Here is a 26,900-nt window from a genome sequence, read left to right as displayed (position 1 = left end):
TACTTCACCCGGCGCGACCCGGCCAAGGCCCGGGCCCGCGCCATCGGCCAACTCGAAGCCCTCGGCTACCACGTCTCCATCACTGAAGCAGCCCCAACAGGCCACACCGAAACGCACCTCGCAACCAACCCACCACGCCCACTCACCTAATTTTCGTGTCAGAACTGCGACTAGTCGTTGACAAGCGGCTCGACTGAGGCCTGTGGATCCGCCACCACGTGGCCCATGCTAGGACCAAGAAATCCTCCACATGCTGGATCAGTCAGCACATGCAAGCTGGCACTCGGGTTCATGGATGTTCCAGTGCGTCATCGGCCCCATCACCGTTTCGCGCTGCGGGACAGAGGCCAGACTGCGGCACCCGCAAGGGCGAGAGAACCCAGCCAGGGGCCCGGTTCTTCAAGCCGTGGCGGCAAATCATCGAGTCCATCAACGACACGCTCAAGGGCCAACTCGATCTGGAACTACACAGCGGAAGAACCCCGGCAGGTGTCATCGCCCGCGTCATCCAACGCCTCCTGGCCATGACCCCCTGGAATTATTCATCCGCAACCTTGGGTCGCGGACATGGTCCACTGGCGCCGGCTACACCTTGCGTTCCCCGGCACGCCACACCCCGGCCGTCAGCGGAATCCCGGGACGGTAGGCCAAATGCGTGGCCGAAGGCGCCTTGAGCATGTGCAGGTCCGCCCGGTGTCCCACCGCCAGCGAACCGACGGCACGCCGGCCATCGGCATCAACCCCCGCTCCACGTCCCAGTGCCAGCGCGCCGCCGAAGGTGGCGGCCCGCACGGCCTCGTGCACGCTGAGCCCCATTTGCAGCACGGCCGTCGTGACGCAAAAGGCCATGGAGGATGTGTAGGACGTTCCCGGATTGCAATTGGAGGCAATGGCCACAGGCACCCCGGCATCGAGCAATTGCCTGGCCGGCGCCAAGGGTGCCCGGGTGGACAGGTCGCAGGCAGGCAGCACCGCGGCAACCGTCCCGCGGACTCCGTCGCCCCGGCCCCCATTGGCGCGCGCGTCCCAAGCCGACCATGACTGCACAAGGAGGGACACGTCGTCGTCCGTCAAATAGTTCACATGGTCAACGCTGGCCGCGCCAAACTCCACGGCCAACGCCACCCCTTCGCCGTGCCCCAACTGGTTGCCGTGCACGCGCAGTCCCAGCCCGGCCGCCCGGCAGGCCTCCAGCACTCGGCGGGACTGCTCGGCGGTGAAGGCGCCACGCTCGCAAAAGACGTCCGCCCACTGCACGTACGGCAGCACGGCGGCGAGCATGTCCGTGCAGACAAGGTCGGTGTAGTCCTCCGCGTCGATGCCGGCGGGGACAAGGTGCGCACCCAAGAACGTGACAGTGTCGGCGACGGTCGAGGCGATCCGGGCGCTGCGCCGCTCATGCTCCACATCCAGTCCATAGCCGGTTTTCGTCTCCAGGAACGTGGTCCCCTGCGATACGGCTTCGGCCACGCGGCCCATCCCCAGCCGGGTGAGGTCGTAGTCGCTGGCGTCCCGGGTGGCGTCCACAGACACGGCGATGCCGCCGGCGCTGTAGTCCTCCCCCGCCATCCGCGCCTCGAATTCGGCGGTCCTGTCCCCCGCGAAGATCAGGTGCGTGTGCGAATCCACCCATCCGGGCAGCACGGCACGCCCCTGCGCGTCGGTGCGGGTGTCGGCGGCCGGGGCCTGGGCGCTGGGACCGATCCAGGCGATCCGCTCACCCTCCAGCACCAGCGCAGCATTGGCCAGCGTGCCAATCTCCGCGTCCTGGCTCATCAATTCACCAATGTTCTCGATCAGTTCGCTCATGCCCCAAGCGTACGACGGCGTCCGGCTCGGCGGGTGCGCGGCGTTGGGTCCGGCGTCCGGCATGGCAGACGCTGCCGTGCAGGTCTTGTTTTTGGCGCACGTCGGGAGGGCGGACAATAGTTCTTATGACTCTTGTTTCCCTCCTGGGCTTCGCCGGGTTGTGCCTCATGCTGGCATTGATTCCCGGGCCCGACACCTTCTTGATCTTGCGGATATCACTGAACCGCGCCAGCGCCGGCATTGCCGCTGCGGCGGGATGCGGATTGGGCGCCGTGATGTGGGGCGTGCTGGTTGGCTTGGGCTTGGCAGCCCTGTTGGAGCAGTCCGCCGAAGTGTTCAGGGTCGTGAAGATTGCCGGGGGCCTGTACCTGATGTACTTGGGTGTTTCAGCCCTGCTCAAGGCCCGCAAAGCCCGCAAGGCCCGCAAGGCCGGCACAGTCGAGGGATCCACGGGCCAGGCCCCCCTCACGTTCAGCCACCGTGGCGCCTTTGGCGCCGGTGCGCTGTCCACGCTGCTCAACCCCAAGGTCGGCTTGTTTTACCTGGCCGTTGTGCCCCAGTTCATCCCGCCGGGCGGCAACACCCTGGGCATGGCCATGATCCTGGGCCTGACGCTTGCCATCATTGGTTTCCTGTACCTTGTGGTCATTGCGATGGTGGCGTACAAGACGATGAAATGGTTGAAGAAACCCAAGGTCAACGCCATCATCGAACGCATCAGCAGCTCCATTCTCGCTGTTCTGGGCGCAGGGGTTGTGGCCTCCGCGGCTGCCAACTGAACTGCAGTGCGGATGGGCTGACTTGATCCGGCGGAAACCGGGTCTGCGAGGGCCTGGCGAAGAGGAGAGCAGGGATATTCGTGAATCTTGAGAACAACCCCGAGCGAGCGTCGCAACTGTGCGGCGAAGCACAGGCACGCTTGATGCACAGCGTGGCGACGTTGGCGGACAAGGACGTCCAAGCTCCCAGCTTGCTGCCCGGCTGGACCGTTGGACACGTCCTGACCCATCTGGCCCGCAACGCGGATGCCCACGCACGCCGTTTGGCCGGTGCACTTCGCGGAGAAAATGTGCCGAAGTACGCAAATGGCCAGCAACAGCGTCGGGACGAAATTGAGGACGGGGCTGGACGCTCGGCCGGTGAGATCATCGGCGACCTCGGCTCCAGCCAATCGCATCTCGAGGAAGTCTTCTCCTTGTGCGCAGGGGCCGGCTGGCCCAATGGCCACTTCCGCGGCGGAGGCGACTACGGCGCGGCCGGCTGCCCGGCACACCGGCTGCGCGAAGTGGAGATGCACCATGTGGACCTCGGGCTTGGCTACACTCCTTTGGACTGGCCGGAAGAATACGTGGCTTGGGATCTTCCGGTGCTGCTTGCCACGGCTCCTGAACGGATTGGTTCATCCAGTGAACGGCAGCTGTTCATGGCGTGGCTGGCCGGCCGTGGGCCGATAGATGCAGGGGCCACGCTGGCTCCATGGTGAATTCGTGAAAAGAATCGAAAGGATGGGGCGTTGGACATGAACGGATCAACCGACCTGGCGGCGATGCTGCGGACCCTGGAAGTGGTGTGCCGCCCGGAAGAATATGTGTACGCGACGATGCCCTCCGATCATCCTGCCGTTCACTTGGCCAAGGCGACCATCACTGAAGCGGAAGGGTTGACGGCCGTTCTGCGCAGGACCGATGCCGACTCCCACAATATTGTCTACGAATACGTGGCAGCATGGCTCACTTTGTCTGTTCACTCGTCCTTGGATGCCGTGGGCCTCACGGCCGCGTTCTCCCATGCACTCGCTCAGGCCGGCATCAGCTGCAACGTTCTGGCGGGCTATTACCACGACCACATTCTGGTCGCCGCACCCGACCGGGAACGCGCCATGGACGTCCTGCACGGTTTGCGGGAATCTTCCTGAGATTCGCGAACCCGGCAGGCAGTCGCTGTACGCTGTAGCCTTCTTTCTGGCTGTCGACGAGCCAAGCTAAAAGTACTTGATCATGATGGGCCACGGGATGCTGATGCCCTAGTTGAGTGATGGCAATTCCGGCCGCCCACGTTCGCGTCCACGGGGTCCTTTGGACAAGGCCCAGTGATGGCGTGCCAGTGAATCGGACGGCTCAACGTTGCCTGTGCGACAGCGTTCCACGGCTGCCCGCCGAGCAACAGTGGCCTGCTATGGGCCCCTCTCCTTGCGCTCCGTCCCGTTTGCTCGGGACCACCGGCAGGGTACTGGTCTGACTGTGATACAGGTTCAGTACCGTGAAATAGTGACATAGGTCATACACATTTTCATTAGGCTATGGGATACTAATGATTATGTGAATGAGTCGCTGGGGAGCGTGCACACTCTTTTGGGGTAGGTAATGGCTGGATCACATCCGACCACCACCCAAGAATTCAAGTCCTGCTCTTTTGGACGCTATTTGGGGGGAATCTTCATCACCAATTCGTCAACTGCGAATCTTCCCGGCGGGTCCGGCGCCCTTGGGCCGACGGATCTACTCTGCACTACATGCGGTAGCGCCAAGGCCTTGATCATCGAGGCCATCGGAACCAGCATTCCTGCAGCTTCGGGTCGTGTCTCCATCGAGTACACATGTTCTGCCTGCGGCGCCATCCACGGCCATTGCGCCACCGTCCAGCAGGTAGCCACACTTCTCAACGCCGGTGCCACAACCACTGGGGACGCCAACAGCGGCCGCCACGTTAAGACTTCCGCCTGGGTACGGATCGGATAGCGGACAGTGGAAACGGAAGTTTTGGCAAGCGCCGACACCGGGCATTGACCGACTGAACAACCATGAATCAAAGAGGAGATACCAATGACTGGACGCATTGAACTGCATCAGGAGATCGACGGGCTGTACCACGTAAAAATGGTCGACGATCTCAAGAACACACTCGCCGTATCCATTCGTTTCGACACACGAAAAGCAGCACTGGAAGGCGTGTTTGCCCTGCGGGAGATCGCCGGCACAGCCCACGTCAGTGACTGCACCTCACGAAAAACCGTGGCTGGTCCAATCAGGACCGTCGCCTGAAGCCCGAGACAATTCCACCTCACCGGGCCGGATACGCATCCGGCTCTGCTTGCCCCAAGTTGATCCACCGATTCTTCAGCCCAGCAAGTGTTCCCTTGCCGGGCAGCTTCGCCTGGCGAGCTCGATCGGGTCGTCATCACCGAGGCAGGGCCCGGGTCGGCTCGGCGGCTGCCAAAGCATTCCGACGATGAAGGCACACCTGCTGGATGTCATGGGCTGCCGAGTCCGGCAGATCCGGCCCCGCCATATAAAACGAGTGCGTTTGCTGCGGCTTCCCGAAGGCCGCGACCATCCGTGACCTCGAGGAACTGTTCCGCGAGCCAATCGGCGTCTTGAATCAACCCAGCCCCGCGCGCCGGGGGCTGAGCGCGGCAGCCAGCTCGTCGTCGTCGTCCTCGAGTGTGCCGGTGATGAGCGCGGCAGCCAGCGTTGCCATGGCGGCGGAGGTTTGAATGCCGTAGCCGCCCTGCCCGGCCAACCAAAAGAAATTCGGCACGTCCGCGTCGTGTCCCACCACGGGCAGGCCGTCGGCCGGGTGCGTGCGCAGCCCCGTCCAAGCGCGTTCGACGCCGGTGATCCCCAACGTGGTCACGGCGTCAATGCGGGAGATGAGTTCGCGGATGTCGGCATCGACCACTTGTGCGTGCCCTGGCTCCGCCGGGACCGACTCGCAGGGAGAAATGAGCAAGTGTGCGCCCTCCGGGCGGTAGTAGTAGGATTCATCGGCCGGCTCCACCATGGGTCCGGCAGCGTTGACGGGGTGTTCGGTGGAAACGATGGCCACGCTGCGCCGGTGCGGGACCAGGCCGCAAGGACGAGCACCGCACAGCTGTGCCACGGTGTCGGCCCACGCACCCGCCGCGTTGACCACCACACCAGCCGTGAAGCTGTGGTCCCCGGCAGTGACGGCGAAACCCGTGCCGTTGGTGTTTTGGACGGTTGAGACAACGGGCGAATCCGTCCGCACCAGCGTTCCTGCTGCCACCGCCTGGCTGCGGTAAAACTCAATGAGGGCCGGCACGTCGACTTCCAGGGCCGTGCTGTCCAAAGCTGCAGCCTCAAATACCCCGGCGCGCAAGTCGGGACTCCGTTCCAAGGTTTCAGCATGGCTGAGCGCCTCCAGGTGGTCGTTGGCGTCCACCAGTGCCGCCACTTCCGTTCGTGTGCCGAGGGTCAGCAGCGGCCGCGGAACCAGGATCGGGGCGGCCAGTTCCGCCGAGATCTGCTCCACCATCAAGCGGCTGCGCATGGTCAGTTCCTGGATGGGCGCGGGACCGTAGCTGGGCTGCATCTGTCGAGCCGAGCGGCTCGATGAGTGGAAGGCCAGCGAAGGTTCCGTTTCCACGACCACCACCGAGAGTTGTGGGCCAAGCCGCCAGGCCAGCGACAACCCGGCAATGCCACCGCCAATGATCAGCCCGTCATAGTCCATGATGTCATGCTGGCACACCAACGGCCCCACCGCACGGGGGCTGCACTGCATGGAGCCACTGCATGGAGCCACATTGCATAGACTGGGGAGAGCACACCAATCCCCCCTGTTGTTAAAGTGAGCCCATGTCCAGTTGTTGCAGTCCCGGCCGTTCAGACCACGAAGCTCCCTCCCCCGCAGCCCTGCAGCCGTTTTCACCAACTGCTCCCCTGAACACCGAGGCAGCCCGGCCCGACGCCGCAACCCCGCACAAGGCCGCCCCGCACAAGGCCGCCTTGCACAGCGAAGTGCTGATTCCGGCCGGCACTTTTGCCATGGGAGACCCCTTCGACGAGGGCTACCCGTCCGACGGCGAAACGCCTGTCCACCACGTGTCGCTGTCCGCGTTCAGCATCGACGCAACGGCCGTAAGCAATGCGGCCTTTGCCGCATTTGTGCAGGCCACCGGCTACCGCACCGAGTCGGAAGCCTATGGGACCTCGGCCGTCTTCCACTTGGCCGTGCAGGCGGACAAGGCCGATATTCTGGGCACCGCCTCCGGCACCCCGTGGTGGCTGAATGTTCGCGGAGCCGACTGGGCGCATCCGGCCGGACCACTCTCCTCGTGGCAGGAAATACCCGACCACCCCGTCACTCAGGTTTCACACTCCGACGCCCTGGCCTATTGTTCGTGGTCCGGCCGGTCCCTGCCCACCGAGGCGCAGTGGGAGTTTGCCGCCCGCGGCGGCCTGGTGCAGTCGCGCTATCCGTGGGGCAGCGAACTCCACGGCACCGATGACGACGGCGGGACCGTCCACCACTGCAACATTTGGCAGGGCACCTTCCCCACCGTCAACACGTGCGACGACGGTTTCCTCACCACCGCGCCCGTGAAAAGTTTTGCAGCCAACGCATATGGGCTCTATCAGACCAGCGGCAACGTCTGGGAATGGTGCTCGGACTGGTTCCTGCCAAAGTACTACAGGAGCTGCCTGGCCAAGGGCACCGTGGAGGATCCGACCGGGCCCACGATTGGCCGCGGCAGGGTCATGCGCGGAGGCTCCTACCTGTGCCACGACTCCTATTGCAACCGCTACAGGCTCGCCGCGCGCAGTTCCAACACCCCTGAATCGGCCAGTGGCAACTTGGGCTTCAGGACAATCGCCGGCGCAGCCAGCCGCTGATCGACTCCGCCTGCCTCGCCTGGAACGCACGCAACGTCGGTATGCCCGACGGGGCCGGCCGGCGAGACATGTCAAGGAAGTAGCCCGCCCAGCCTGCCAGGACGCCGGTGATTTCCTGTTCCCCGGCGTCGGCAAAGACGCGGTGCTCGGCCAGGAAATGTACGCAACCGGACGCCGGGTCCAGCGTCCTGGCATTGACCAGCACGCTGAGTGCGTCGGCCCATGGCGCACCCACAGCGGCCCATGGCCAGTCGAGCAGCACCGGTCCGGCATCGGTCAGCAGGATGTTGTCGGTGCGCAGGTCTCCATGGACCAGCGAGTTGCCGGCCAGCGCGGCAACACCGTCCCGGGCGAGTCCCGCCAACAACTCCAAGTGCCCACCCTCCCACGCCGGAATCCCCACCAGTGGACGTGATTGCAACTTTTCCCACCCCAGGAAGGCGCGCTTGAGCGAGTCCTCATAGCGCGGCAGCGGCGCATCGGCGTCCAACTCCAAGCCGGCAATATCCGCCAAGGTGTCAAGCACCTGGGCGAGTTCTGCTTCCTGCCAGGGTTCCTGCGGGTGCCGGCCCTGGACATCGGCCAGGACCAGCGCCACCCAGCTGCCGTCGTCGTGCATCCCCAAAAACTCAGGGACCGGAACACCCGGCGGCAGAACCCGGGCGACTGCGGCCTCGCGGCGGTGCAGAACGGGCGAGGTGGCGTTGGTTTCGGTGCCGACCGCCTTCACGAACGCCCGGCGCCCCGAGGCCAGCACCACCCTGTCAGCCGATCCCGGGGAAAAGCCGCCGGACTGCGACTGTGCCGAGAGGACCGTTTCGCCCAGGATGCGCTCCACCCCCGCGCGCACCGACGGCGGCAGCTGCCACCAGCCGATGCGCTCGTTCATGGCTGCGGAGCCTGCGTGGGGCGCGGGGCCAGCGTCAGGACGGTGGCGTCGTCGGCCGTTTCGCCGATTCGTGCTTGGTGGACGCGCAGTTCGTGCAGCAGGGCCAGCGCACCGAGTGTGGTGCTGCTGCGGGCCAGGAACTCTTCGGGCCCGGCGACAATTCCGAGGTCGACGGCGCGCCAAGCCCCGTCGCTGGCCATCACCATCAGCTCGGGCGGTCCAAGCTGCACCACATGGGCGTGGTCGGCAGCTTCGGCCTCACGGCGGGCCACCCACAGGTTCCCGGCAGTGTTGCGGCGTTCGCGGTCCAGGCGCAGCAGGCGCGCCCGTTCCTGTGCATCCACCGTTCGGCGGGCCGCCTCCAGCTCAACCCGTGCGTCGGCGAGCTCTGCGCGCACGAGGTGGGTGGCGCCGTCGTGCGTGCGCACCACCACCGAGCAGTCAGCCAGGCTGGCGATCACCACGCCCTGCTCATTGAGTTGGGCCAGGGACAGCGCCGCACTGGGGAAACGAACCCGTTCCGAACCCACGAGCGCCGTGGCCCGGGCGTCGATGTCGGAGAGCACCGCTGCCAAAAGTGCACGCACACCGACTGTGCTGGACGTGCCTTCGGCCAGCGCCATGTTCAGGTGCTGCGCCAGCCACTGCGGGTTCGACGCCGCCGGCAGGTCAAGCGGTTCGAGCAGCGTCGTGGCGCCATCGATGATCCAGGCGTTGGGACCGTTGAAGCCGCAGCTGTCTTCCTGAACGTGGGCGTCGCCCTCGAATTGGACGCGGGCGCGCGTTTCCCAAGCAAAAGTCATGCTTTCATCCTGCCATGCACGCACCGACAGTGCTTCGCGCAGTGGGTCCGCACGCCGTTGAACGGGAGCCGCGCACGGTTTGCTGCCAATGGTGCGCCACAACAGGAACCGCGCACCATTCGCCCTCTAACCGTACGCGGCTTCATACCGCGGAACAGTGCGGCCACAGCCAGCTGTGCGTCAGCTCAGCCACGGGCTGCGATGAAGGCCTGGACGGCCGCTTCGACGTCGTCCGGGCTGTGGCTGGCCGAGAGCTGCACCCGGATTCTCGCCGCCCCGCGGGGAACCACGGGGAAGCTGAACGCCGTGACAAACACGCCGTGATCCAGCATTTCGTCGGCCACGCGGGCGGCTTCCGCGGCGTCGCCGAACATGACGGGAACAATGGCGTGCTCCCCCGGGAGCAGTTCAAAGCCTTCCTCGGCCATGCGGCGGCGGAACAACTCGGCGTTTTCGAACAGGCGCGTGCGCAGATCGGCGGAACCGGCCACCAGTTCCAAGGCCTTGAGGGTGGCGGCCACGATCGCGGGGGCCAGCGAATTGGAGAACAGGTAGGGGCGGGCCTTTTGGCGCAGCATGGCCACGATCTCACTCCGGCCGGAGACGTAGCCGCCGGACGCTCCGCCCAGTGCCTTGCCGAAAGTACCGGTGTAGATGTCGATGCGGTTGCCGACGCCTGCATGCTCCGGGGTGCCGGCACCGGTGGCGCCCATGAAGCCGACGGCGTGGGAGTCGTCCACCATGACGAGTGCATCATATTTTTCGGCGAGGTCGCAGATGGCTTCCAAGGGGGCCAGGAAACCATCCATGGAGAACACGCCGTCGGTGACGATGATGGTGCGGCGGGCCCCGGCGCCGTCGTTCATGGCAGCCGCGGCCTGCAGCTGTGTTTCCAGGTCGGCCATGTCTTGGTTGGCGTAGCGGAAGCGCGCGGCCTTGGACAGGCGGATGCCGTCGATGATGGAGGCATGGTTCAGCGCGTCGGAAATGATCGCGTCCCCGGCGCCGAACAAGGACTCGAAAACGCCGCCGTTGGCGTCAAAGCAGGAGGAGAACAGAATAGTCTCCTCGGTACCCAGGAAGTCCGAGACGGCCGCTTCCAGCTGAAGGTGCAGGTCCTGGGTGCCGCAGATGAAGCGGACGCTGGCCATGCCAAAGCCGTGGCTGTCCATGGCGGCCTTGGCAGCGGCGATGATGTCCGGGTGGTCGGCCAGGCCCAGGTAGTTGTTGGCGCAAAAGTTCAGCACCGTTGAGGTGGCGCCGTCCAGCGGGCCAGCGGACACGTGGCTGGACTGCGGCGAGGTGATGCGCCGTTCGGTCTTGAACAGGCCGGCGGCACGGATTTCATCCAGCTCGACGGCGAGCTGGTCTTTCATTGCGGTGTACATGGAGATCCTTTGATGGGGCGGGAATTGCTGGGACGCAGTGGAGGGGGCGCGGTTGGGTGGGCGAGCTTAGGAAAAAACGGACCAGTCAAGGAGCACTTTGCCACCTTGGCCGGACTTGGCAATGGCAAAGGCCTTTTCCCATTCGGTGGCGGGCAGGCGGTCGGTCACCACGGAGGAGACCGCCGCACGCAGCACGGGGTTGGAGCAGAGCATGGCGCTCATGGTGTACCACGTCTCATACATTTCGCGGCCATAGATTCCCTTGAGCGTGAGCATGTGCGTCACCATTTTGGACCAGTTGATGTCAATGCGCTCACTGGGCAGGCCCAACATGGCGATCCGGCCGCCGTGGTTCATGTTCTCGATCATCTCCGGCAGAGCGGTATTGTGCCCGGACATTTCCATGCCGACGTCGAATCCCTCGCGCAAGCCCAGCTCGCGCTGCGCGTCCCTCAGCCGTGTGGTGGCGACGTTGACGGCCAGGTCTGCGCCCATCGAGGCGGCCATGGCCAGCCGAGCTTCCGAGACATCGGTGATGGCGATTTTGCGGGCACCGGCGTGCCGTGCCACGGCAGCGGCCATGAGTCCGATGGGCCCGGCACCGGTGATCAGCACGTCCTCCCCCACCAAGCCAAAGCTCAGTGCGGTGTGCACGGCATTGCCCAGCGGGTCAAAGAGTGCGCCCAGTTCATCGGTGATGGCGGGGTCGTGGTGGACCCAGACGTTCGATTCGGGGATCACCACGAATTCTGCAAACGCGCCGTCGCGCTGCACACCGACCGAAACCGTGTTGATGCACATGTGGCGGCGCCCGGCCCGGCAGTTGCGGCACATGCCGCAGACCACGTGGCCTTCGCCGGAGACCCTGTCTCCGAGCTTGACGTTGCTGACGTCGTCGCCAACCTCCACCACCACGCCATAAAATTCGTGGCCGGGAATCAGCGGGGCCTTAATGGTGGCGGCAGCCCATGCATCCCACGCCTGGATGTGCAGGTCCGTGCCGCACAGGCCGGTGGTGCTGACCTTGATTTTCACGTCGGAGGGGCCGGTTTCAGGTTCCGGCCGGTCGACGAGTTCGAACCCGGCATGTGCACCGGATTTGTAAAGTGCTTTCATGGGTGCAGCTTCCTTGCCTTGGTGGTGTGCTTTCCATTACAACCCGCAAAACCATTTAGCACAATCGATATTTTCTCCATCATCGATTAAGCGTTTGCTAACTGATATTGTGGCCGGGTGGAACTTCATCAACTGCAAATGCTGCGTGAGCTTGGGGAACTGGGCAGCGTCAAGGCGGTCGCGGAAACACTGTCTGTCACGCCGTCGGCCGTCTCCCAGCAAATCTCCCTGCTGCAGCGCCACGTGGACATACCGCTGACGCGCAAGGATGGCCGAAATCTGATCCTGACGGATGCTGGCCGGGTGCTGGCCGACGCCGGGGCCCAAGTGGTCGATGCCATGGCCTCGGCCAAGTCCGCCATCGGCGCCTACCAGCACGACGCCGGCGGGACTGTCACGATCTGCGGCTTCCACAGCGCAGGACAAGCCCTTTTCGCGCCGCTGGTCCGCCGTCTGGCAGGCATGCGGGATGCGGCGATGGCCGATTCCCCGGCACTGCTCGACACAGAACTGCTCGACGCCGGGCAGCTCAACAAGGGCCAGCCTGTCGCGGCCGTCCACGCAGCTGTGCCGCTGCTCAAACTTTCGGACGAGGACGTGGCCCAACAAGACTTTCCGGCACTGACCGCCAAATACGACCTGGTGCTGGCGCACCGCATGGACCACAGCCCGGAATGGCCGCAGTCGCGAGTGCGTGCCATCCCCTTGGCCCATGAACCCTTGGACATCGCCGTGGCGGCGGACCATCCCCTGGCCACCAAGTCCGCACTGTCGCCGCAGGACGTGGTGGCCTACCCGTGGGTGGCCAGCCGTGGCGGCTACTCTCCGGCGGACATGCTCAACGCCATTGGGGCAGTTGCCAGCCAGCCCGTCAACGTGGTGCACCGCATCAACGACTACTGGGCGGCTGCCGCACTGGTGTCCACGGGCGAGGTCATCGGCCTGCTGCCCCGGTACACCTCAAGTCCTGCGTTGAATCCTGGCGTGGTGCTTCGCCCGCTCACCGGGATCAGCACCCGGCGCCGGATAGACTTGCTGGCCCGTCCGGAAACGCTGAAACGAACCTCGGTCATGCTGGTGGCCCGTGCCTTGCAGGAGGTCATGGCCGAGCTGACGCGCGACTGAACTCCTTCGATACACGGGCGGCGTGCCGTGCTGGAGAGGGAGCATGAAATTCATGAGCCGCCGCCAGCATGGCACGCCGTCGCCGCAAGTGCGGCCATCTACCGGGCCGGCTGGCCGGCATTGAAGTAGCTGATGAGCTCAGCAGGCAGCTGCGGGACTTCACGGGCGCCGCCACCGCTGCGCAACGATTCCGCGGCCAAAACACCGGCAGCCACGGAGGCCCGCGCCGCGATCGGCGAGGTGGCTGTGGCTCCCCCGTCGCGGGCGAAGCGGAGGAACTCGGCAATCAGCAGCGGATCCGCGCCGCCATGTCCGCCGTCGCCGTCCTTGATCTCCACTTTTAGATCGGGCTCGACAAACCCGTCCTGACTCCGTGTGGTCCAGGCGTGGATGAAGTCCCCCGGGCCGTCGCCAAAGTTCTCGATCCGTCCCTTGGTGCCGATGACCGTGTAGTTGCGCCAGTAATCGGGTGTGAAATGGCATTGCTGATAGGAAGCCAGCACACCGTTGTCCAACACCATCTGCATCATGGAGATGTCTTCGACGTCGATGACGGGGTTCAACTCCGTCTGCTCGGTGGGAGGCCAGTTGTCCAGCGAGAACCAGTCGCCCATGCGCCTGTCGCTGTTGTCCCTGCGGTTCTGCACGTCCCCGTAGACGGCCAGATCGCCGATCGCCGAAACGCGTTTGGAGTAGCCGCCGGACAGCCAATGGATCACGTCGATGTCGTGGGCACCTTTTTGCAGCAGCAAGCTGGTGGTGTTGGCCCGTTCGGCGTGCCAATCCTTGAAGTAGTAGTCCCCGCCATTGCCAACAAAGTGCCGGCACCATACGGCCTTGACCTCCCCGATCGTGCCGGCCTGGATGAGCTCGCGCATCTGCACCACCACCGGCATGTGGCGCATGTTGTGGCCCACGTACAGGCGAGTGCCCGACTCATACGCCGTGGTGAGGACGGCATCGGCCGCCTCCAGCGTGACATCAAGGGGCTTTTCGCAGAAGGTGGGAATCCCGGCCTTCAGGGTCTGTACAGCCACTTCGGCATGGAGGTTGTCCGGAGTCAGAACCAGCACCGCATCCAAACCGGCGCCCAACAGCTCGTCAAGATTCGAGGTGAGCGCCGCCGTCGGAATTTTCTGCTGTGCATCCTTCAGGCCCCGTTGCGAGGTGTCGCACACCATGACCACTTGGGAGCCGGCGCCGGGCTTGTGCACATGCCGCCACAGCGAAGCCCGCAGGCCGAATCCAACGATTCCAACTCGCAGGTCAGGATTTTTCCGTACGCGATCAGGCACATCTGCCAGCAAATCAGTCACAAGAAGTCTTCTCTCTTTCAAATCATTCACAAATTTCACTTGTCTTGCAGCTCTGCCGAGGAATCACGGACCAGCAGCTGCCACGGAAATTCCAGGACAGTGGCAGGCGTGTCCGGTTGCTGCGCACGATGCACCAGGAATTCGGCAAGGCCGGAAAAGAAGCCGACGGGGCCCACCGTGCTCAACGACGGCACCATGGCCTCCCCCTGCGTGGTGTTGCCCACGCCCAGAACCGCAAGGTCCTGCGGAACCGTCAGCCGCAGCCGCAGCGCCGCTTGGATCGCGGCAATGGCAGCGAAGTCGGAGGTGGCAAAGATGGCGGTGGGCGGGTCCGGTTGTTGCAACAATGCCAAGGCGGCCTGATAGGCGCCCATTTCCTCGCCCTCGAAAGGCGCAACATAGTCCTTGCGGAAGGCGAGGCCGGCACGTTCGAGCCCCGCGAGGTAGGCACCGTATCTGGCCGGCGCAACGGCGCGCAGACTCTGCGCGGGCGTCAGGCATGCAACTTTGCCGCTGCCGGCGGTCAGATGGTCCATGGCCTGATCCATGCTGCTTCCGGCAATGGAACGGATGACATCAAAGCCGTCGGGTTCCAACGTTTCACTGAACACAACCAACTTGTTGCTCTTGGCCAATCTGGTCAATAGTTCCGCGTCGCCGTCCTGCTCCGCGGCGTCGATAAAGATGGCGTCGGCCCCTTGGCGCTTGATCGCCGTGCGCCAATCCGTGTCGGCGAGGATCATCGGCGTTATTCCGGCTGTGGCAACAGCGGCCCCCACCGCCTTGCTCACCGACAACGACCACGGATCCGAGAGCATGGTCAGGGAGAGCATCATCAAATTCGATCTGCCGGTCCGGATGGTTCGTGCGGCCTGATTGGGGCGGTAGCCCAACCGGCCAGCGGCTGCACGGACTCGTTCGGCGGTGGTTTCGGAAATGCCCGAGCCTTTGCTCTTGGTCCGTCCGGCCAATACGTAGGAGACCGTTGCCGTGGAGACTCCCGCCTCTGCTGCCACTGTTTTGATGGTGGGCAAACTCATGCCGAACGCCTCCTTCTTTCGTTTGATGGTATTGCGTGCCGCGGCTTTCCGGCGCACTATGTCGGTGTGCCGGAAACCCGCGGGACGGGCGGATCGCTACTTTTGGACGGGCTGCAAGGTGAAATCGGGGGCCTCGGGGTTCAGGTCGGCGGCGTATTCTTCCCGGATCTTGTCACCACCTTCGGACTTCCACCGCTTAAGGACGTCGGCGTGCTCGGAGACCTTCGCACGGCCGGTGATGATGTCGATGGTCTTGTCTCGGATGATCTTGGTGATCTTCGGGCCAACCTTGGCGTTGGTGTCGGAGTAGGAACCGTTCGTGGGGTTGCGCCAAGCAAATTCGAGCAGTTGCTTCTCCGTCTCGTAAACGTACTTTGTCACGTCGGGGAAGCCGGGGTTGAAGTTGACGCGCTCCGGTGCTGTCATGATGTTCAGCGCACTGACCACTCCGGGCAAATTTTTCAACCCGTCTTCGCTCAGGATCGGGTTGCCGTCGGCGTCAAAGTCGAAGTCCTTGCCTTCCGCTCCGAAGTTCTTCATCAGGTATTCCTCGGTGCCAAAGGGCGCCGTGAGCCAATTGACAAGTTCCAACTGTTCCTCGATGCGCTTCGCGTCGGCTTTCTTGAACGCGGTGAATCCGACAGTTCCATAGCCCATGTCGTAGGTGGGCTTGATGGTGCCGTCAAAGCTGAAGGGAACCAGAATTTCAATGTCGGTCTTCGCGTCCAGGGCCTTGTAGCTGCCGAGGTCGCGCGGGCCGGAGGTCACCACTGCTCCAAGGGAACCGTTGATGATCCGGGCCTTGGTGTTGGTGACGTTGACATCGGGGTAGAACGCGCCGGCGGCAAACAGTTTGGCCGCGTATTCCAGCCCTGCCACATAGGCATCCGTCTCGTACAGGTGGGTCAGTGTGCGGTCCGAGTTGACAGCCCAGCTATTCGGGGCGCCGAGCCATTGGGTGATCATGTGGAGCATGTTGATGTAGGCCGGTTCCAGGGCATACTGCTGCTTGGCCGGATTGCTGAGCTCCTTGACCTTGTCAAAGAACTCATCGGCGTCCTTGGCGTTGAGCCCGCCAACCTTGGACCAAGTGTCTTTGTTGCCAATCATGACCTGGCCAAATGGCGTGCTGGGGATGGGAGCTCCCCAGATCTTCCCGTTGACCACCGCCGTCCGCCAGGAGTCGGGCTTGAGCGCAGCGAGGTTGGGGTACTTCAGTACCGCATCTCCGGAGAGGTACGGTGTCAGGTCCTCGAACTTGGCCTCCAGCATTGGGCCCACGTTCGGGATTCCCTGGTTCGGCGGGATCCACATGAGATCCTGCAGGGTGTCGCTGGCCAGGATCGTGGCAAACTTGGCGGGGTAGCCATCGCCGATGTCTTCCACGATCTGCATGTTGAATTCTCCGCCCAGTGCGGTGTTTAGGCGCTGCCAGAATTCGTTGTCCTGCATGGCCGGTGCCATGACCTCAAACGTCTCGGACAGGACGCTGACAGGGCCGGTTAGCCGTTTGGCCGTAGTTGAGGCAACCGGCTTGGGCATGGTGAGGAACCCTGCTTCCAAACCGTCCGAACCGCCCGGCAGTTCCGCGGTGACGGCCGTGAACTCCTTGTAGGTGGGAAGAGTTACCTTCGTGGACGCCACGGCCCCGCCACCCTTGGAGCCTTCGTTTCCGCAAGCTGACAACGTGCCGGTGAGCGCCACTGCGGCGACGGAGATCCCGGCGAGTCCGAGGAAGTTGCGGCGGGAAACGGCAACGCCGTTGCTGGAGCGTTTCATGGTGAACCCATTTCTGTAGTTGGTGGGGATGGTTTTACGGTGCTGTTGCTGCCCGGCTTGGTGCCGGTCAGCCCTTGATGGCGCCGGTGATGACGCCCTTGTTGAAGTGCTTTTGCAGGAAGGGATAAACAATGAGGATCGGCAGCAGCGCGATCACCACAATGGCCATTTGCATCGACTGCGGCGGCGGTGCGGACGTGACGCCGATGGCTTCAGCCATCGAACCGCCCTGCACCACGTAGTTGCGCAGCACCAATTGGACCGGGTAGAGGGTCTGGTCGTTGATGTACAGCATGGCGTTGAAGAATGCGTTCCAGAAGCTCACCGCATAGAACAGTCCCACCACGGCGATGACTGCCTTGGAGAGCGGGAGGACTATCTTGCGCAGGATCATGAAGTCGCTGGCGCCGTCGATCCTCGCCGCTTCAATGAGTTCCACGGGGATGTTCATGAAGAAGGAGCGCATCACCACAAAGTTGAACGCGGCAAAAGTGCCTGGCAGGATCAGCGACCACACTGTGTTGAGCAGTCCCAACTCCTTGACCATCAGGAACATGGGGATCAGTCCCGGGGCAAAGAGCAACGTAAAGAGGACCAGCAGCAGCACGGGGCGGCCAAACATGACAGGCCGGCTGGTGGCGTAGGCCATGGTGATGGTAATGAAGAGCGCCAGGAAGGTGCCCACCGCCGTGATGAAGGCACTGACGCCCAATGCCCGGAACATGAACTCGCCGCTGAAGATCGCCTGGTAGGCGGCATGGGTTGGGTGGGTGGGCCACAGGCCGAATCCACCGGCCGCGGTGAGTTGTTCGTCGTCGGCAATGGAGGTGGAGACCACCAGAAGGATCGGGAGCACGATGGAGAGCGTGATCCCGCCGATGATCACTGCCTTGATGGCATTGTAGAACGGTGAAGCCGGTTCCTTCCAGACGGGCCGGGATGGGTTGAAGGTCAGGCCCTTGGCCTGGCGTTTGGCTGTTCGCCGTTCATGAATTGTTGTCGCCATGATTGTCTCCTATTGCGGCATTGTCCCGGCCGGGGCCGGAAACTAGCCGACCTTCTTCTGAAAGATTCCGGGTTCGCCGAATTTGTGCGCCACCTTGTTGGCGGCAAAGATCAGCAGTGCTCCCACCACGCCCTTGGCCAGCCCTGCCGCAGCTCCCATGCTCCAGCCACCGCCGACCACACCTGCGAAGTAGGTGAAGGTGTCCAGCACCTCGGCGGCTCCCGGCCCGACGGCGTCGTGCTGGAGGAGGAACTGTTCGAAGCCGACGCTGAGGATGTCGCCGATACGCAGGATGAGCAGCAGCACAATGATGGAGCGCAGGCCAGGGAGCGTGATGTGCCACATGCGGCGCCAGCGTCCGGCGCCGTCGGCTGCGGCTGCTTCGTAGAGCGAGCCGTCGATGGCCGCGAGGGAGGCCAGGAAAATGATCATGGCCCACCCTGCGTCCTTCCAGACCAGCTGCACGGTGGCAAGCAGGGGAAATGTGTCCGGGTTGGTCATGAAAGGGATGCTGTCAAAACCCATGTCGCGCAATGTGTTGTTGACCAGCCCGGCACCGCCGAGTACTTGCTGGAACAAGGCGATGACCAAAACCCAGGACAGGAAGTGCGGGAGGTAAACCAACGACTGGAACCAGCGGCGGGTCTTGGTGCTGATCAAGGAGTCCACGATCAGGGCCAGTCCCAGCGGAACGGGGAAGAACAGCACCAGCTGCCAGACGGCAAGCACCACCGTGTTGCGCAAGGCAACCCAGAAATCCGGGTTGAAGTAGAGATCGATGAAGTTTTGCACGCCAACCCAGTCGCTGTTGCCAATGCCCAGGAACGGCTGGTAATCCTGAAAGGCAATGACATTGCCCAGGATGGGGGTGTAGAAGAACAGGGCCAGGAATATGACGCCCGGAATCATCATCAGCAGCATCTGCTTGTCGCGGCGCAGGCGCAGCTTCCAGGAAACCGCCCGTACTGGCACGCCATCGTGGTCGACAGGCTTTTTCGAGCGCTTTTTACGGCTCGGGGCCCTGTTGGTGCCGGCCGGTGGGATGGGCAGCTCAACGGCTGCCTCCAGTTGCTTCACCGACTCCTGCTGGGTCTGGCTCATCGATACTCCTGATTCGTTTCAACGGCGCTTCCCAACATGCTTGCCTTGGCTCGCACTTCGGGACTGCAGATTGGTTAACCGTTTAACAAAGATAAAGTGTCGCAGATCACTTCTGCAAGCTACTGGTTGGTATTGTTTCAAATTGAGCCAAACGGGCAATGCCGGGGTGGCTTGTGAAAAGTTGAATATCTCAAGGTAGCGCCATACGGCAGCTCGTTTGGCCTTGGACTTTGGCGACGCCACCGGCCAGCGGCTATCGTTTACCGGCTACCGGATACCGGATACCACAGCAGCCTGCCGTATGTGGGGCGGGCAGCCACCGGATGGACCACCGGACGGATCACGTGGAACATTCGGCAGCCACTAGTTCCAACGCGGCAGGTCAAGGCCGGACCTGTTGGGTGGAGGCCCCCGGCTTGTGGGACGCTTCAATGGCGCCCCTACGGGACGCCCCCTGCGGAACGCATCACCTGCCCATCCAGCGAGAGTCTGCCCCGATCCTTGTGACTTCGAGGAACTCGCATTCTGGAGGATATCGTTGAGGCGTGATCAAACTGAATCGAGCGGCGGCCGCCGATATGGATGACATTTCGGCGTTCCTGCACATTGCGGACCTGACTTTGAGCGGTCTCGATTCGCCGTCCGTGCAATTGTGGATTGCACGCGACAAGAAGTCAGGCGAGATTTTCGCAACTACCGGATATGAAGCCAGTAACAACGGTACCCACGCGCTGATCCGAAGTGTCGCCGTTGGTCCTTCTCTCCGAGGTGCGGGGATTGGTCAGGAACTCGCACAATTCGCCATGGATCGTGCTGCTGATGATGGCGCCGAACGGGCATGGCTGTTCAGCCGCAGATCAGGCCCCTTCTGGCAAAAAATCGGATTCACCGCTGCAGACACGCATGACCTTGCACTTGTTCTTGCGTCCACCCACCAGGTGCAATTATTTTCCGAAACCGGTCAATTGCGACGCGAAGTGGCTTGGAGCCGCCGTTTGTAACGTGCCAATTCAGTCTGCTCCGGAATCGGCAGCGTCGAGTAAACCTTGATCGATCACTCCGACGCGCGCTCTGCTTCACTGCGCAGAATGCAGAATTCGTTGCCCTCCGGATCAGCGAGCACGACCCATCCCGACCCATCTGTACGACGTCGATCAGCGACCACGCTGGCTCCCAGCTCCAACAGGCGCTTGAGTTCCAGATCCCTGGTGCCTGCAGCGGGCTTGAGGTCCAGGTGCACGCGATTCTTGAGCTGCTTGGAATCGGGGACCTCGATGAACAACAGTCGCTGAACTCCGTCAGTGGAGAAAATCATGCACTCCTCGTCGCCGGGGTTGTTCGGGTCGTTGGGATCTTCAACGAAGCCAAGCACTGCGCTCCAGAAGACCGACGCGGCGAAGGCATCGAGGCTGTCGAAGGACGTGTGTGAGATCAGCGAAGTCATGATTTTTAGCCTAAGTGCTTGCCAAGCCGGAGTACAAGATTGCGTTTCAGGGTGCACAACGGCCCCTGTCCCTCAACCAAGCTGCTGTAGGAGAGAAAGATGCGTCGCGGAACCTCACCAGCGGCAATGATGGGGCTTCTCGCCTTGTTGCTCCTGTCCGTATTTATCCAGGTTCGAGCGCTGCCCTTGGAGGTCGCGCATGTGGCTGCGGTGTTCCCCGAGGTCACCCCAATCATGCTTCCTTCCGTCATCTGGGGCGTCATGGCCATCGCCTGCTGGCAGGTCGCTGCCCTCAGGGGATTGCGGATTCTCGCACTCGCTCGGGACCAAAAATTCGGCCCGTCGGCTTACGGGATGTTGCGCGCAATCGTCGGCTGCCTGCTCGTCTTCATTGTGCTCATTGTGACTGCCTTCGTCGCGTTGAATGTGCTGGGTTACGGGACCCCTGGCGTACTGCTCGGTCTGATAGGCGGAGGCCTCCTAGCCCTGATCGGGGCAAGTTCTCTCGCACTCTTCCTCGGCAGCAGGCCCTTCAGAGGGAACTGTTCACACGCCTGACCCGGTCCGCCCGGGCATCGCCTCGAACATGGAAGCTGCCCCCTTGGCGCGAATATGGATGACGTCCCCTGGATCAATGTTCCTCTGCCCCATACTTTCGTAGCGTCGGATATTTTGCTTCCTCAGCAAGCCACCCCAAAACACGGGGAAAATTCGAACATCACGCCCTGCCCCGGCAGCGGAGTGTCTTCTGAGATTCGTGCCGTCCGCGGGTGCATGGAGGCTGAAAACAAGAAGGCCCCCGTCTGCGCTTTCGGCGCCCGGTGGGGGCGCCAAAAGCACGAACGGAGGCTCTTGTTTGTTGTGCTCTTTCCTAGCCTTCGACGCCGAGGGTGGCCAGGATCAGCTCACGCACGCGACCGGCGTCGGCCTGTCCGCGGGTGACCTTCATGACGCCACCCACAATGGCGCCCACGGCCTGGACCTTGCCGCCGCGGATCTTCTCCGCCACCTCCGGCTGGGCTGCCAAGGCCTCGTCGATGGCCTTTTGCAGGGCGCCGTCGTCCGAAACCACGGCCAGGCCGCGCTTTTGAACGACCTCCGCCGGCGTGCCTTCGCCTTCAAGGACGCCGTCAAGGACCTTGCGGGCCAGCTTGTCGTTGATGCTTCCGGCGGCGATGAGCTTTTCAATCTCCACCACGACGGCTGGTGTGACGCCCAGGGCGGCGGGGTCGACGTCGGCCAGCTTGGCGCGGCGGGCAATCTCACCCATCCACCACTTGCGTGCTGCTGCGGCCGAAGCTCCGGCGGCAATGGTCTCCTCGATTTCGCCCATGAGGCCTGCATTGACCACGTCGCGAAATTCCAGATCCGTGTAGCCCCAGTCGGCCTGCAGGCGCTTGCGGCGCTCGGCGGGCGGCTCTGGCAAGGTGGCGCGGAGTTCCTCCACCCATTCGGCCGTGGTCACAATGGGCAACAGGTCCGGCTCGGGGAAGTAGCGGTAGTCGTCGGCGTCGGACTTGGGGCGGCCGGACGTGGTGGACTTCGTATCTTCGTGCCAGTGGCGGGTTTCCTGGATGATCTTCACCCCGGAGTCGAGGACGGCTCCATGGCGCTGGATCTCAAACTTCACGGCATTTTCGACGGCGCGCAGCGAGTTCACGTTCTTTGTCTCGGTACGGGTGCCGAACTTTTCCTGGCCGTAGGGGCGCAGGGAGACGTTGGCGTCGCAGCGGACGTTGCCGCGCTCCATCTTGGCGTCTGAGACACCGAGGTTCTTCACGATCTCCCGCACGGCGGCGACGTAGGCTTTCGCCAGCTCGGGGGCGCGTGAACCGGCGCCTTCGATGGGCTTGGTGACAATTTCCACCAGCGGCACGCCGGAGCGGTTGTAGTCCACCAGGGAGAAGTCCGCGCCCTGGATGCGGCCGGTGGCCCCTCCCATGTGGGTGAGCTTTCCGGCGTCTTCCTCCATGTGGGCGCGCTCAATTTCAACACGGAACACCGTGCCGTCCGCAAGCTCCACGTCCAGCCATCCGTCGTAGCAGATGGGGTCCTCGTACTGGGAGGTCTGGAAGTTCTTCGGGGTGTCCGGGTAGAAGTACTGCTTGCGGGCAAAGGTGCAGTGCTCGGCAATCTTGCAGTTCAGCGCCAGCCCGATCAGGATCGAGGACTCCACGGCCTTTCTGTTCACCACCGGCAGCACGCCGGGCAGGCCCAGGCACACTTCGTTGACGTTGGAGTTGGGCGCGTCGCCAAAAACGTTGGGAGCCGAGGAGAACATCTTGGTCTTGGTGTTCAGTTCAACGTGAACCTCAAAGCCCAGGACGGGATCGTACTTTTCCATGGCTTCTTCGAAGCTCAAAATGGTTTCGGTGTTCATTAGTTGGCCTCCTTGGCTGCGGTGCCGACAGTCTCGAGCACTGATTGGGACAACGACGGCGCCTGGTCCAGGATGGGCCCGCCCCACTGTGCTTCCAGCAGGGATTCCAGCACGGCGCCAACCCGGTACAGGCGGGAGTCTTCGCGGGCGGGGGCCAGCAGCTGGATGCCGACGGGCAGGCCGTCTTCATCGGCCAAGCCGCCGGGCAGGGTCAGTCCGGGCACACCGGCCAGGTTGGCCGGGATCGTGGCGATGTCGTTCAAGTACATCGACAGCGGGTCGTCGATCTTCTCGCCCAACTTGAACGCCGTCACGGGCGAGGTCGGGGAAATCAACACATCCACCTGGGCAAACGCGGCGGCGAAGTCGCGCTGGATCAAGGTGCGCACCTTCTGGGCCGAGCCGTAGTAGGCGTCGTAGTAGCCCGCGCTCAGGGCGTAGGTGCCCAGAATGATACGGCGCTTGACCTCGTCACCGAACCCGGCGGCACGGGTGGCGCCCATGACGCGCTCAATGGTGAGCGGCCCTTCGGTGGGCAGGGTGCGCAAGCCGAAGCGGACGCCGTCGAACTTGGCCAGGTTGGAGGAAGCCTCCGACGGCATAATCAGGTAGTAGGCGCCCAACGCGTAGCCAAAGTTCGGGCAGGAGACCTCGACGATCTCGGCGCCTGCGCTGCGCAGCAACTCCAGGGAGTCGTTGAAGCGATTTTCAACGCCCGTCTGGAAACCCTCGCCGTGGAGCTCCTTGATGACGCCAATCTTCATGCCCTTCACATTGCCCAAGCGGGCAGCGGCCACGAGGCCGGTGGAGGGGTCCGTGAGGGAGGTCGAGTCGAGGGGGTCGTGGCCGCCGATGACTTCCTGCAGCAGGGCGGAGTCCAAAACGGTGCGTGACACCGGGCCGATCTGGTCCAGCGAGGATGCCATGGCGATGGCGCCGTAGCGCGAAACGGCGCCGTAGGTGGGCTTTACGCCCACGGTGCCGGTGACGGCGCCGGGCTGGCGGATGGAACCGCCGGTGTCGGTGCCCAGCGCCAGCGGCGCTTCAAACGCTGCCACTGCGGCAGCGGAGCCGCCACCTGAACCGCCGGGTATCCGGTCAAGGTCCCAGGGGTTGCGCGTGGGGCCGTAGGCGGAGTGCTCCGTGGAGGACCCCATGGCGAATTCGTCGAGGTTCGTCTTGCCCAGCAACGGCATCCCGGCGGCGCGCAGCTTCTTCACCACGGTGGCGTCGTAGGGGCTCATCCAGCCCTCGAGGATCTTGGAGGCGGCCGTGGTGGGCTGGCCCTTCGTGACGATCAGGTCCTTGACGGCGATCGGCACGCCGGCCAGTTCATGCAGCTTTTCGCCGGCTGCGCGGCGGGCGTCGACGTCGGCAGCGACGGCCAGCGCTTCTTCGGTATTGACGTGCAGGAACGCATGGACGCCGCGTGCTCCGCCGTCCACCTCGGTGATGCGGTCAAGGTGTGCCTGCGTCAGTTCGACGGCGGACACCTCCTTGGCAGCGAGTTTGGCGGCCATGGCGGACGCGCTGGAACGGATCAGTTCGTTGGCAGGCATGGTTTAGCTTTCCTCCAAAATTGCGGGCACCTTGAATCGGCCGTCGGAGGCATCAGGGGCGCCGGAGAGCGCTTCCTCGACTGTGAGCACGTGGCCCACCACGTCGTCGCGCATGACGTTTGTCAGCGGAATCGGATGCGAGGTGGCGGGAACGTCGTCCCCTGCAGCCTCGCTGACGCTCTTGATCGAATTCACGATCACCGCCAGTTCGGAGGCCATGCGGCCCAGTTCGTCGTCGCTCATCTCGATGTGAGCCAGTTGCGCCAGATGCGCCACCTCGTCACGGTTGATCGCAGCCATGGATCTCCCCTAAAAGAAAAAGAATATTTGTGTCGCTTCTAGCTTAGTCGCCCTCGGCGGGGGGAAAACCCGCCCGAGCTTGGCTGCGGTTCTTCTCACCAATGCTTCCGCCAGAAGCGAAGACATTGTCGGCATTGTTGACCAGTGTTGAGCCTTGACCGGGCCCCGTACCGGAGTGCGCCTCGGCGCCGGATCCCACAGCTGGGCCCGCGGCAGGCCTTCGCGCCCAGACGCGCGAGCTGCGGGCAGAGAGGGCCAAGAGGACCAGGATGTCCAGCGGGAGTCCAAACAGGTTGGTGGTTAGTGTGACGGATTCCCCGGAAAAAAACGCAATCGCGGAGACGGCCACCAGCATTCCGCTGTACGCCATCGAAGCATTCCTGGCCCAGTTGCTTCCCCGGAAGACGCCAATGGCCAGCAGAAGATAGGCGGCAACTCCAACGGCTCCGATTCCAATGACAATGGGGCGCAGGATCGCCAGCAATTGGATGTCCTGTTCGGTCAATGGCATACCCGGTTCTTTGAACATGGACGGCCATTCGGTCACTATCGCGGCCACCGTCACCATTCCCGCCAAAACGCGCACGACCATCAGGACAACCCCCAATGCCGTGGAGACCGGTCGGCGCTGCTCCATGGCAGTCCGCCGGGCGTTCAGGTCCGGGCCGAGCGGGTTTCCATTGGCGGGAATGGCGACTTCTCCGACGTCGACCACGGGCAGGTCGCCGTCGGTCTCAATGGAGTCCCCGCCACCGTTGCGTGAATGGTAGCCCGTGGCAAAATCCTCGATCACCCGCACCCCGACCCCGGGGCCGCCCGCCTGCAGCGACTCCACGATGTGATCCCGCTCGGTGTCCGTGTCGGCGTCGATCTTGTGCGTGATTTGCAAGGTAAAAAGTGAGAAGCCCACGGCCCTGTCAAAAGTGCCCGCAGCCATCCAGTCAGCCTGATGACCGCCCGGCAGCAGCCAGCCATCCGGGCATCTCCAAAACCGCACATGGTGCCGTTTGGCCGGGTTGCCTGCCACTTCCTGCTGGTAGGCCAGGTCCTGCTGCCGGCCAAACAGCAGGAGTGGACTCACCGGAGCCTCGTCATAGCTTCGCCTGAAGAGCGTCGAGGTGATGATGCGGCGGCTGGAAGAAAACGTGACGGGATCCGCCCGAATCCAGCCGGCGCGTGTCATGGCTTCATGGACCTGGGCTTCGGTTCCAACAATGGCCAAGTTGATGGGATCACCCAGCAGTCCGTCGCTGGTCCGGGCCCGGCCAATGAAATAGTCGGGAACGTAGATGGATGTCAGGATCCGGTGGAGTCTAGGCAACACCAAATAGGCCAGGACCAGCCAAAACAGTACGAAGAACACGACCAGGAACCAGCCCCAGTCGAATCCCGCCGAAAGCACCAGCCACGCCAGCCACACCGCCGCGAGACCGCTGAAGGCGAAGACAAAGTTGTCCACCAGCGCATTGACGGATTTCCGCCGGGCACTCCCATGACTCCTCGACGGCTTCTTCATTGCCGCCGGGCCTTGATGCCGGAATGTGAGGTGGTCCACATCTGGCCATCATAGTGCGGAGCCGCGGATCTTGGTGCGCCCCCGGCCCGGTGTCACAACTCCAAGCGATAGACGCGCAGCATCTTGCCATTTTCCGGGATGGGCCAGTCGCGTGCCGGCACCCGGGAGAAGCCAAGGTTCTTGTACAGGGCGTGCGCCGAGTGCCAATCGTCGCCGGTGGTGAGGCTGACGGCCCGAATACCTTCCGCGCCGCGGGCCCGGTCCAGAATCCAGGCCACCATGGCTCGCCCGGCACCGGTACGCTGCACACTGGGATCCACCACCAGAAGGCGGAATTCGAGTTCATCGGCCAACGCAATGTCGGCCCACTCGTCGCCGAAGACGGCCAGTGTGGCCGAACCGATGACCACTCCGTCGCGCTCGGCGACGATGATGCGGGCCGCTGCCGCCCGCTCCCCCACGCGCATGATTTTCTGCATGTACGGGTACTCGACACTGTCAAAGTACCCCGCACCCAGGTAGGCGTCGGCCGTGATTCGGGCAACGGCGTCGTAATCTTCTGTGGTGATGGGCCGAACTGCAATGCTCATGCGCGTGGGGAACCTCGGGATCGAAAAAGAATGGGAATCAAGTGATTAGCCACTGACTATTATGCCTGTGCACCGTCCGCGTTGCCTGTGCAGGGCAAGGCCA

25 protein-coding genes and 1 pseudogene are annotated in these 26,900 nt (G+C 63.3%); 9 read left to right on the top strand and 17 right to left on the bottom strand.

The window, feature by feature from the left end; genetic code table 11:
* Nucleotides 1-362 precede the first annotated feature (362 nt).
* Nucleotides 363-530: pseudogene (locus tag QMG25_RS20595) on the top strand (IS982 family transposase); the annotation flags it as partial.
* Nucleotides 531-585: 55 nt separating this feature from the next.
* Here QMG25_RS20595 and hutI read toward each other — a convergent pair.
* Nucleotides 586-1,809, bottom strand: coding sequence for an imidazolonepropionase (hutI, locus tag QMG25_RS14380; RefSeq protein ID WP_283461359.1), 1,224 nt, complete (start codon nucleotides 1,807-1,809; stop codon nucleotides 586-588).
* A 125-nt stretch (nucleotides 1,810-1,934) separates the two neighbouring features.
* Here hutI and QMG25_RS14375 point away from each other — a divergent pair, with 125 nt between their 5' ends.
* The 4 genes from QMG25_RS14375 (at nucleotide 1,935) to QMG25_RS14360 (ending at nucleotide 4,850) form a co-directional block, all read left to right on the top strand.
* Nucleotides 1,935-2,588 carry a LysE family translocator gene (locus tag QMG25_RS14375; protein WP_283461357.1) on the top strand — a complete coding sequence of 218 codons (654 nt, stop codon included), beginning with the start codon at nucleotides 1,935-1,937 and terminating at the stop codon, nucleotides 2,586-2,588.
* Between the two features lie 80 nt (nucleotides 2,589-2,668).
* Nucleotides 2,669-3,292 (top strand): maleylpyruvate isomerase N-terminal domain-containing protein, encoded by a 624-nt coding sequence (locus QMG25_RS14370; protein ID WP_283461355.1) that lies wholly within the window; start codon nucleotides 2,669-2,671, stop codon nucleotides 3,290-3,292.
* 36 nt (nucleotides 3,293-3,328) lie between these two features.
* A complete protein-coding gene (locus tag QMG25_RS14365; protein ID WP_283461354.1) occupies nucleotides 3,329-3,724 on the top strand; it encodes an ACT domain-containing protein in 396 nt (131 codons plus the stop codon).
* A 907-nt stretch (nucleotides 3,725-4,631) separates the two neighbouring features.
* Complete coding sequence (locus QMG25_RS14360) at nucleotides 4,632-4,850, top strand: hypothetical protein (RefSeq protein ID WP_283461352.1); 219 nt, start codon at nucleotides 4,632-4,634, stop codon at nucleotides 4,848-4,850.
* Nucleotides 4,851-5,187: 337 nt separating this feature from the next.
* Here QMG25_RS14360 and QMG25_RS14355 read toward each other — a convergent pair whose 3' ends face one another.
* A complete protein-coding gene (locus QMG25_RS14355; RefSeq protein WP_283461350.1) occupies nucleotides 5,188-6,282 on the bottom strand; it encodes an NAD(P)/FAD-dependent oxidoreductase in 1,095 nt (364 codons plus the stop codon).
* Between the two features lie 125 nt (nucleotides 6,283-6,407).
* On the opposite strand from QMG25_RS14355, the gene QMG25_RS14350 reads away from it, so the two are divergent.
* On the top strand, nucleotides 6,408-7,445 hold the full coding sequence (locus tag QMG25_RS14350) for a formylglycine-generating enzyme family protein (protein ID WP_283461347.1): 1,038 nt from the start codon (nucleotides 6,408-6,410) through the stop codon (nucleotides 7,443-7,445).
* Here the strand turns inward: QMG25_RS14350 and QMG25_RS14345 are convergent.
* The 4 genes from QMG25_RS14345 to tdh all read right to left on the bottom strand — a co-directional run bounded on the left by QMG25_RS14345 (nucleotide 7,414) and on the right by tdh (nucleotide 11,641).
* Nucleotides 7,414-8,334 carry a phosphotransferase family protein gene (locus QMG25_RS14345; RefSeq protein WP_283461345.1) on the bottom strand — a complete coding sequence of 307 codons (921 nt, stop codon included), beginning with the start codon at nucleotides 8,332-8,334 and terminating at the stop codon, nucleotides 7,414-7,416. The genes QMG25_RS14350 and QMG25_RS14345 overlap by 32 nt on opposite strands.
* Entirely contained in the window at nucleotides 8,331-9,137 is an 807-nt protein-coding gene (locus tag QMG25_RS14340) for a hypothetical protein (RefSeq protein ID WP_283461343.1), read from the bottom strand. Before QMG25_RS14340 ends, QMG25_RS14345 begins: the two co-directional genes overlap by 4 nt.
* Before the next feature lie 185 nt (nucleotides 9,138-9,322).
* The gene (locus QMG25_RS14335) at nucleotides 9,323-10,525 is read right to left on the bottom strand and encodes a glycine C-acetyltransferase (protein ID WP_283461340.1); all 1,203 of its coding nucleotides are present in this window, start codon (nucleotides 10,523-10,525) and stop codon (nucleotides 9,323-9,325) included.
* 66 nt (nucleotides 10,526-10,591) lie between these two features.
* Nucleotides 10,592-11,641, bottom strand: coding sequence for an L-threonine 3-dehydrogenase (gene tdh / locus QMG25_RS14330; RefSeq protein ID WP_283461338.1), 1,050 nt, complete (start codon nucleotides 11,639-11,641; stop codon nucleotides 10,592-10,594).
* A 117-nt stretch (nucleotides 11,642-11,758) separates the two neighbouring features.
* Here tdh and QMG25_RS14325 point away from each other — a divergent pair, with 117 nt between their 5' ends.
* A complete protein-coding gene (locus QMG25_RS14325) occupies nucleotides 11,759-12,766 on the top strand; it encodes a LysR family transcriptional regulator (protein ID WP_283461336.1) in 1,008 nt (335 codons plus the stop codon).
* Nucleotides 12,767-12,864: 98 nt separating this feature from the next.
* Here QMG25_RS14325 and QMG25_RS14320 read toward each other — a convergent pair whose 3' ends face one another.
* From QMG25_RS14320 to QMG25_RS14300, 5 genes are all read right to left on the bottom strand, one after another.
* The gene (locus tag QMG25_RS14320; protein WP_283461334.1) at nucleotides 12,865-14,082 is read right to left on the bottom strand and encodes a Gfo/Idh/MocA family protein; all 1,218 of its coding nucleotides are present in this window, start codon (nucleotides 14,080-14,082) and stop codon (nucleotides 12,865-12,867) included.
* Nucleotides 14,083-14,117: 35 nt separating this feature from the next.
* The gene (locus QMG25_RS14315; RefSeq protein WP_283461332.1) at nucleotides 14,118-15,122 is read right to left on the bottom strand and encodes a LacI family DNA-binding transcriptional regulator; all 1,005 of its coding nucleotides are present in this window, start codon (nucleotides 15,120-15,122) and stop codon (nucleotides 14,118-14,120) included.
* A 96-nt stretch (nucleotides 15,123-15,218) separates the two neighbouring features.
* On the bottom strand, nucleotides 15,219-16,901 hold the full coding sequence (locus QMG25_RS14310; protein ID WP_283461330.1) for a type 2 periplasmic-binding domain-containing protein: 1,683 nt from the start codon (nucleotides 16,899-16,901) through the stop codon (nucleotides 15,219-15,221).
* Between the two features lie 67 nt (nucleotides 16,902-16,968).
* Nucleotides 16,969-17,907: a carbohydrate ABC transporter permease gene (locus QMG25_RS14305; RefSeq protein WP_283461328.1), complete on the bottom strand. Its 939-nt coding sequence runs from the start codon at nucleotides 17,905-17,907 to the stop codon at nucleotides 16,969-16,971.
* 42 nt (nucleotides 17,908-17,949) lie between these two features.
* Complete coding sequence (locus QMG25_RS14300) at nucleotides 17,950-19,008, bottom strand: ABC transporter permease (RefSeq protein WP_283461326.1); 1,059 nt, start codon at nucleotides 19,006-19,008, stop codon at nucleotides 17,950-17,952.
* A 545-nt stretch (nucleotides 19,009-19,553) separates the two neighbouring features.
* On the opposite strand from QMG25_RS14300, the gene QMG25_RS14295 reads away from it, so the two are divergent.
* Nucleotides 19,554-20,009: a GNAT family N-acetyltransferase gene (locus QMG25_RS14295; RefSeq protein WP_349307144.1), complete on the top strand. Its 456-nt coding sequence runs from the start codon at nucleotides 19,554-19,556 to the stop codon at nucleotides 20,007-20,009.
* A 53-nt stretch (nucleotides 20,010-20,062) separates the two neighbouring features.
* Here the strand turns inward: QMG25_RS14295 and QMG25_RS14290 are convergent, their stop codons facing one another.
* Nucleotides 20,063-20,452 carry a VOC family protein gene (locus QMG25_RS14290; RefSeq protein WP_283461324.1) on the bottom strand — a complete coding sequence of 130 codons (390 nt, stop codon included), beginning with the start codon at nucleotides 20,450-20,452 and terminating at the stop codon, nucleotides 20,063-20,065.
* A gap of 99 nt (nucleotides 20,453-20,551) precedes the next feature.
* Between QMG25_RS14290 and QMG25_RS14285 the strand changes: the two genes are divergently transcribed.
* Nucleotides 20,552-21,010 (top strand): DUF2975 domain-containing protein, encoded by a 459-nt coding sequence (locus tag QMG25_RS14285; protein ID WP_283461322.1) that lies wholly within the window; start codon nucleotides 20,552-20,554, stop codon nucleotides 21,008-21,010.
* 313 nt (nucleotides 21,011-21,323) lie between these two features.
* On the opposite strand, the gene gatB is transcribed toward QMG25_RS14285, so the two are convergent.
* The 5 genes from gatB to QMG25_RS14260 form a co-directional block, all read right to left on the bottom strand.
* Nucleotides 21,324-22,832, bottom strand: a complete 1,509-nt coding sequence (gene gatB / locus QMG25_RS14280) for an Asp-tRNA(Asn)/Glu-tRNA(Gln) amidotransferase subunit GatB (protein ID WP_283461320.1) — start codon at nucleotides 22,830-22,832, stop codon at nucleotides 21,324-21,326.
* On the bottom strand, nucleotides 22,832-24,391 hold the full coding sequence (gene gatA / locus QMG25_RS14275) for an Asp-tRNA(Asn)/Glu-tRNA(Gln) amidotransferase subunit GatA (protein ID WP_283461318.1): 1,560 nt from the start codon (nucleotides 24,389-24,391) through the stop codon (nucleotides 22,832-22,834). The genes gatB and gatA overlap by 1 nt, the downstream gene beginning before the upstream one ends.
* A 3-nt stretch (nucleotides 24,392-24,394) precedes the next feature.
* Entirely contained in the window at nucleotides 24,395-24,691 is a 297-nt protein-coding gene (gatC, locus tag QMG25_RS14270) for an Asp-tRNA(Asn)/Glu-tRNA(Gln) amidotransferase subunit GatC (RefSeq protein WP_283461316.1), read from the bottom strand.
* A 43-nt stretch (nucleotides 24,692-24,734) separates the two neighbouring features.
* Nucleotides 24,735-26,150 carry an LssY C-terminal domain-containing protein gene (locus QMG25_RS14265; RefSeq protein ID WP_283461314.1) on the bottom strand — a complete coding sequence of 472 codons (1,416 nt, stop codon included), beginning with the start codon at nucleotides 26,148-26,150 and terminating at the stop codon, nucleotides 24,735-24,737.
* Nucleotides 26,151-26,299: 149 nt separating this feature from the next.
* A complete protein-coding gene (locus QMG25_RS14260; RefSeq protein WP_283461312.1) occupies nucleotides 26,300-26,797 on the bottom strand; it encodes a GNAT family N-acetyltransferase in 498 nt (165 codons plus the stop codon).
* Between the last annotated feature and the right edge of the window lie 103 nt (nucleotides 26,798-26,900).

Origin of the sequence: Arthrobacter sp. H35-D1, assembly GCF_030063185.1 — a bacterium.
GTDB lineage: Bacteria > Actinomycetota > Actinomycetes > Actinomycetales > Micrococcaceae > Specibacter.
This window is presented reverse-complemented; position numbering and strand designations above follow the sequence as displayed.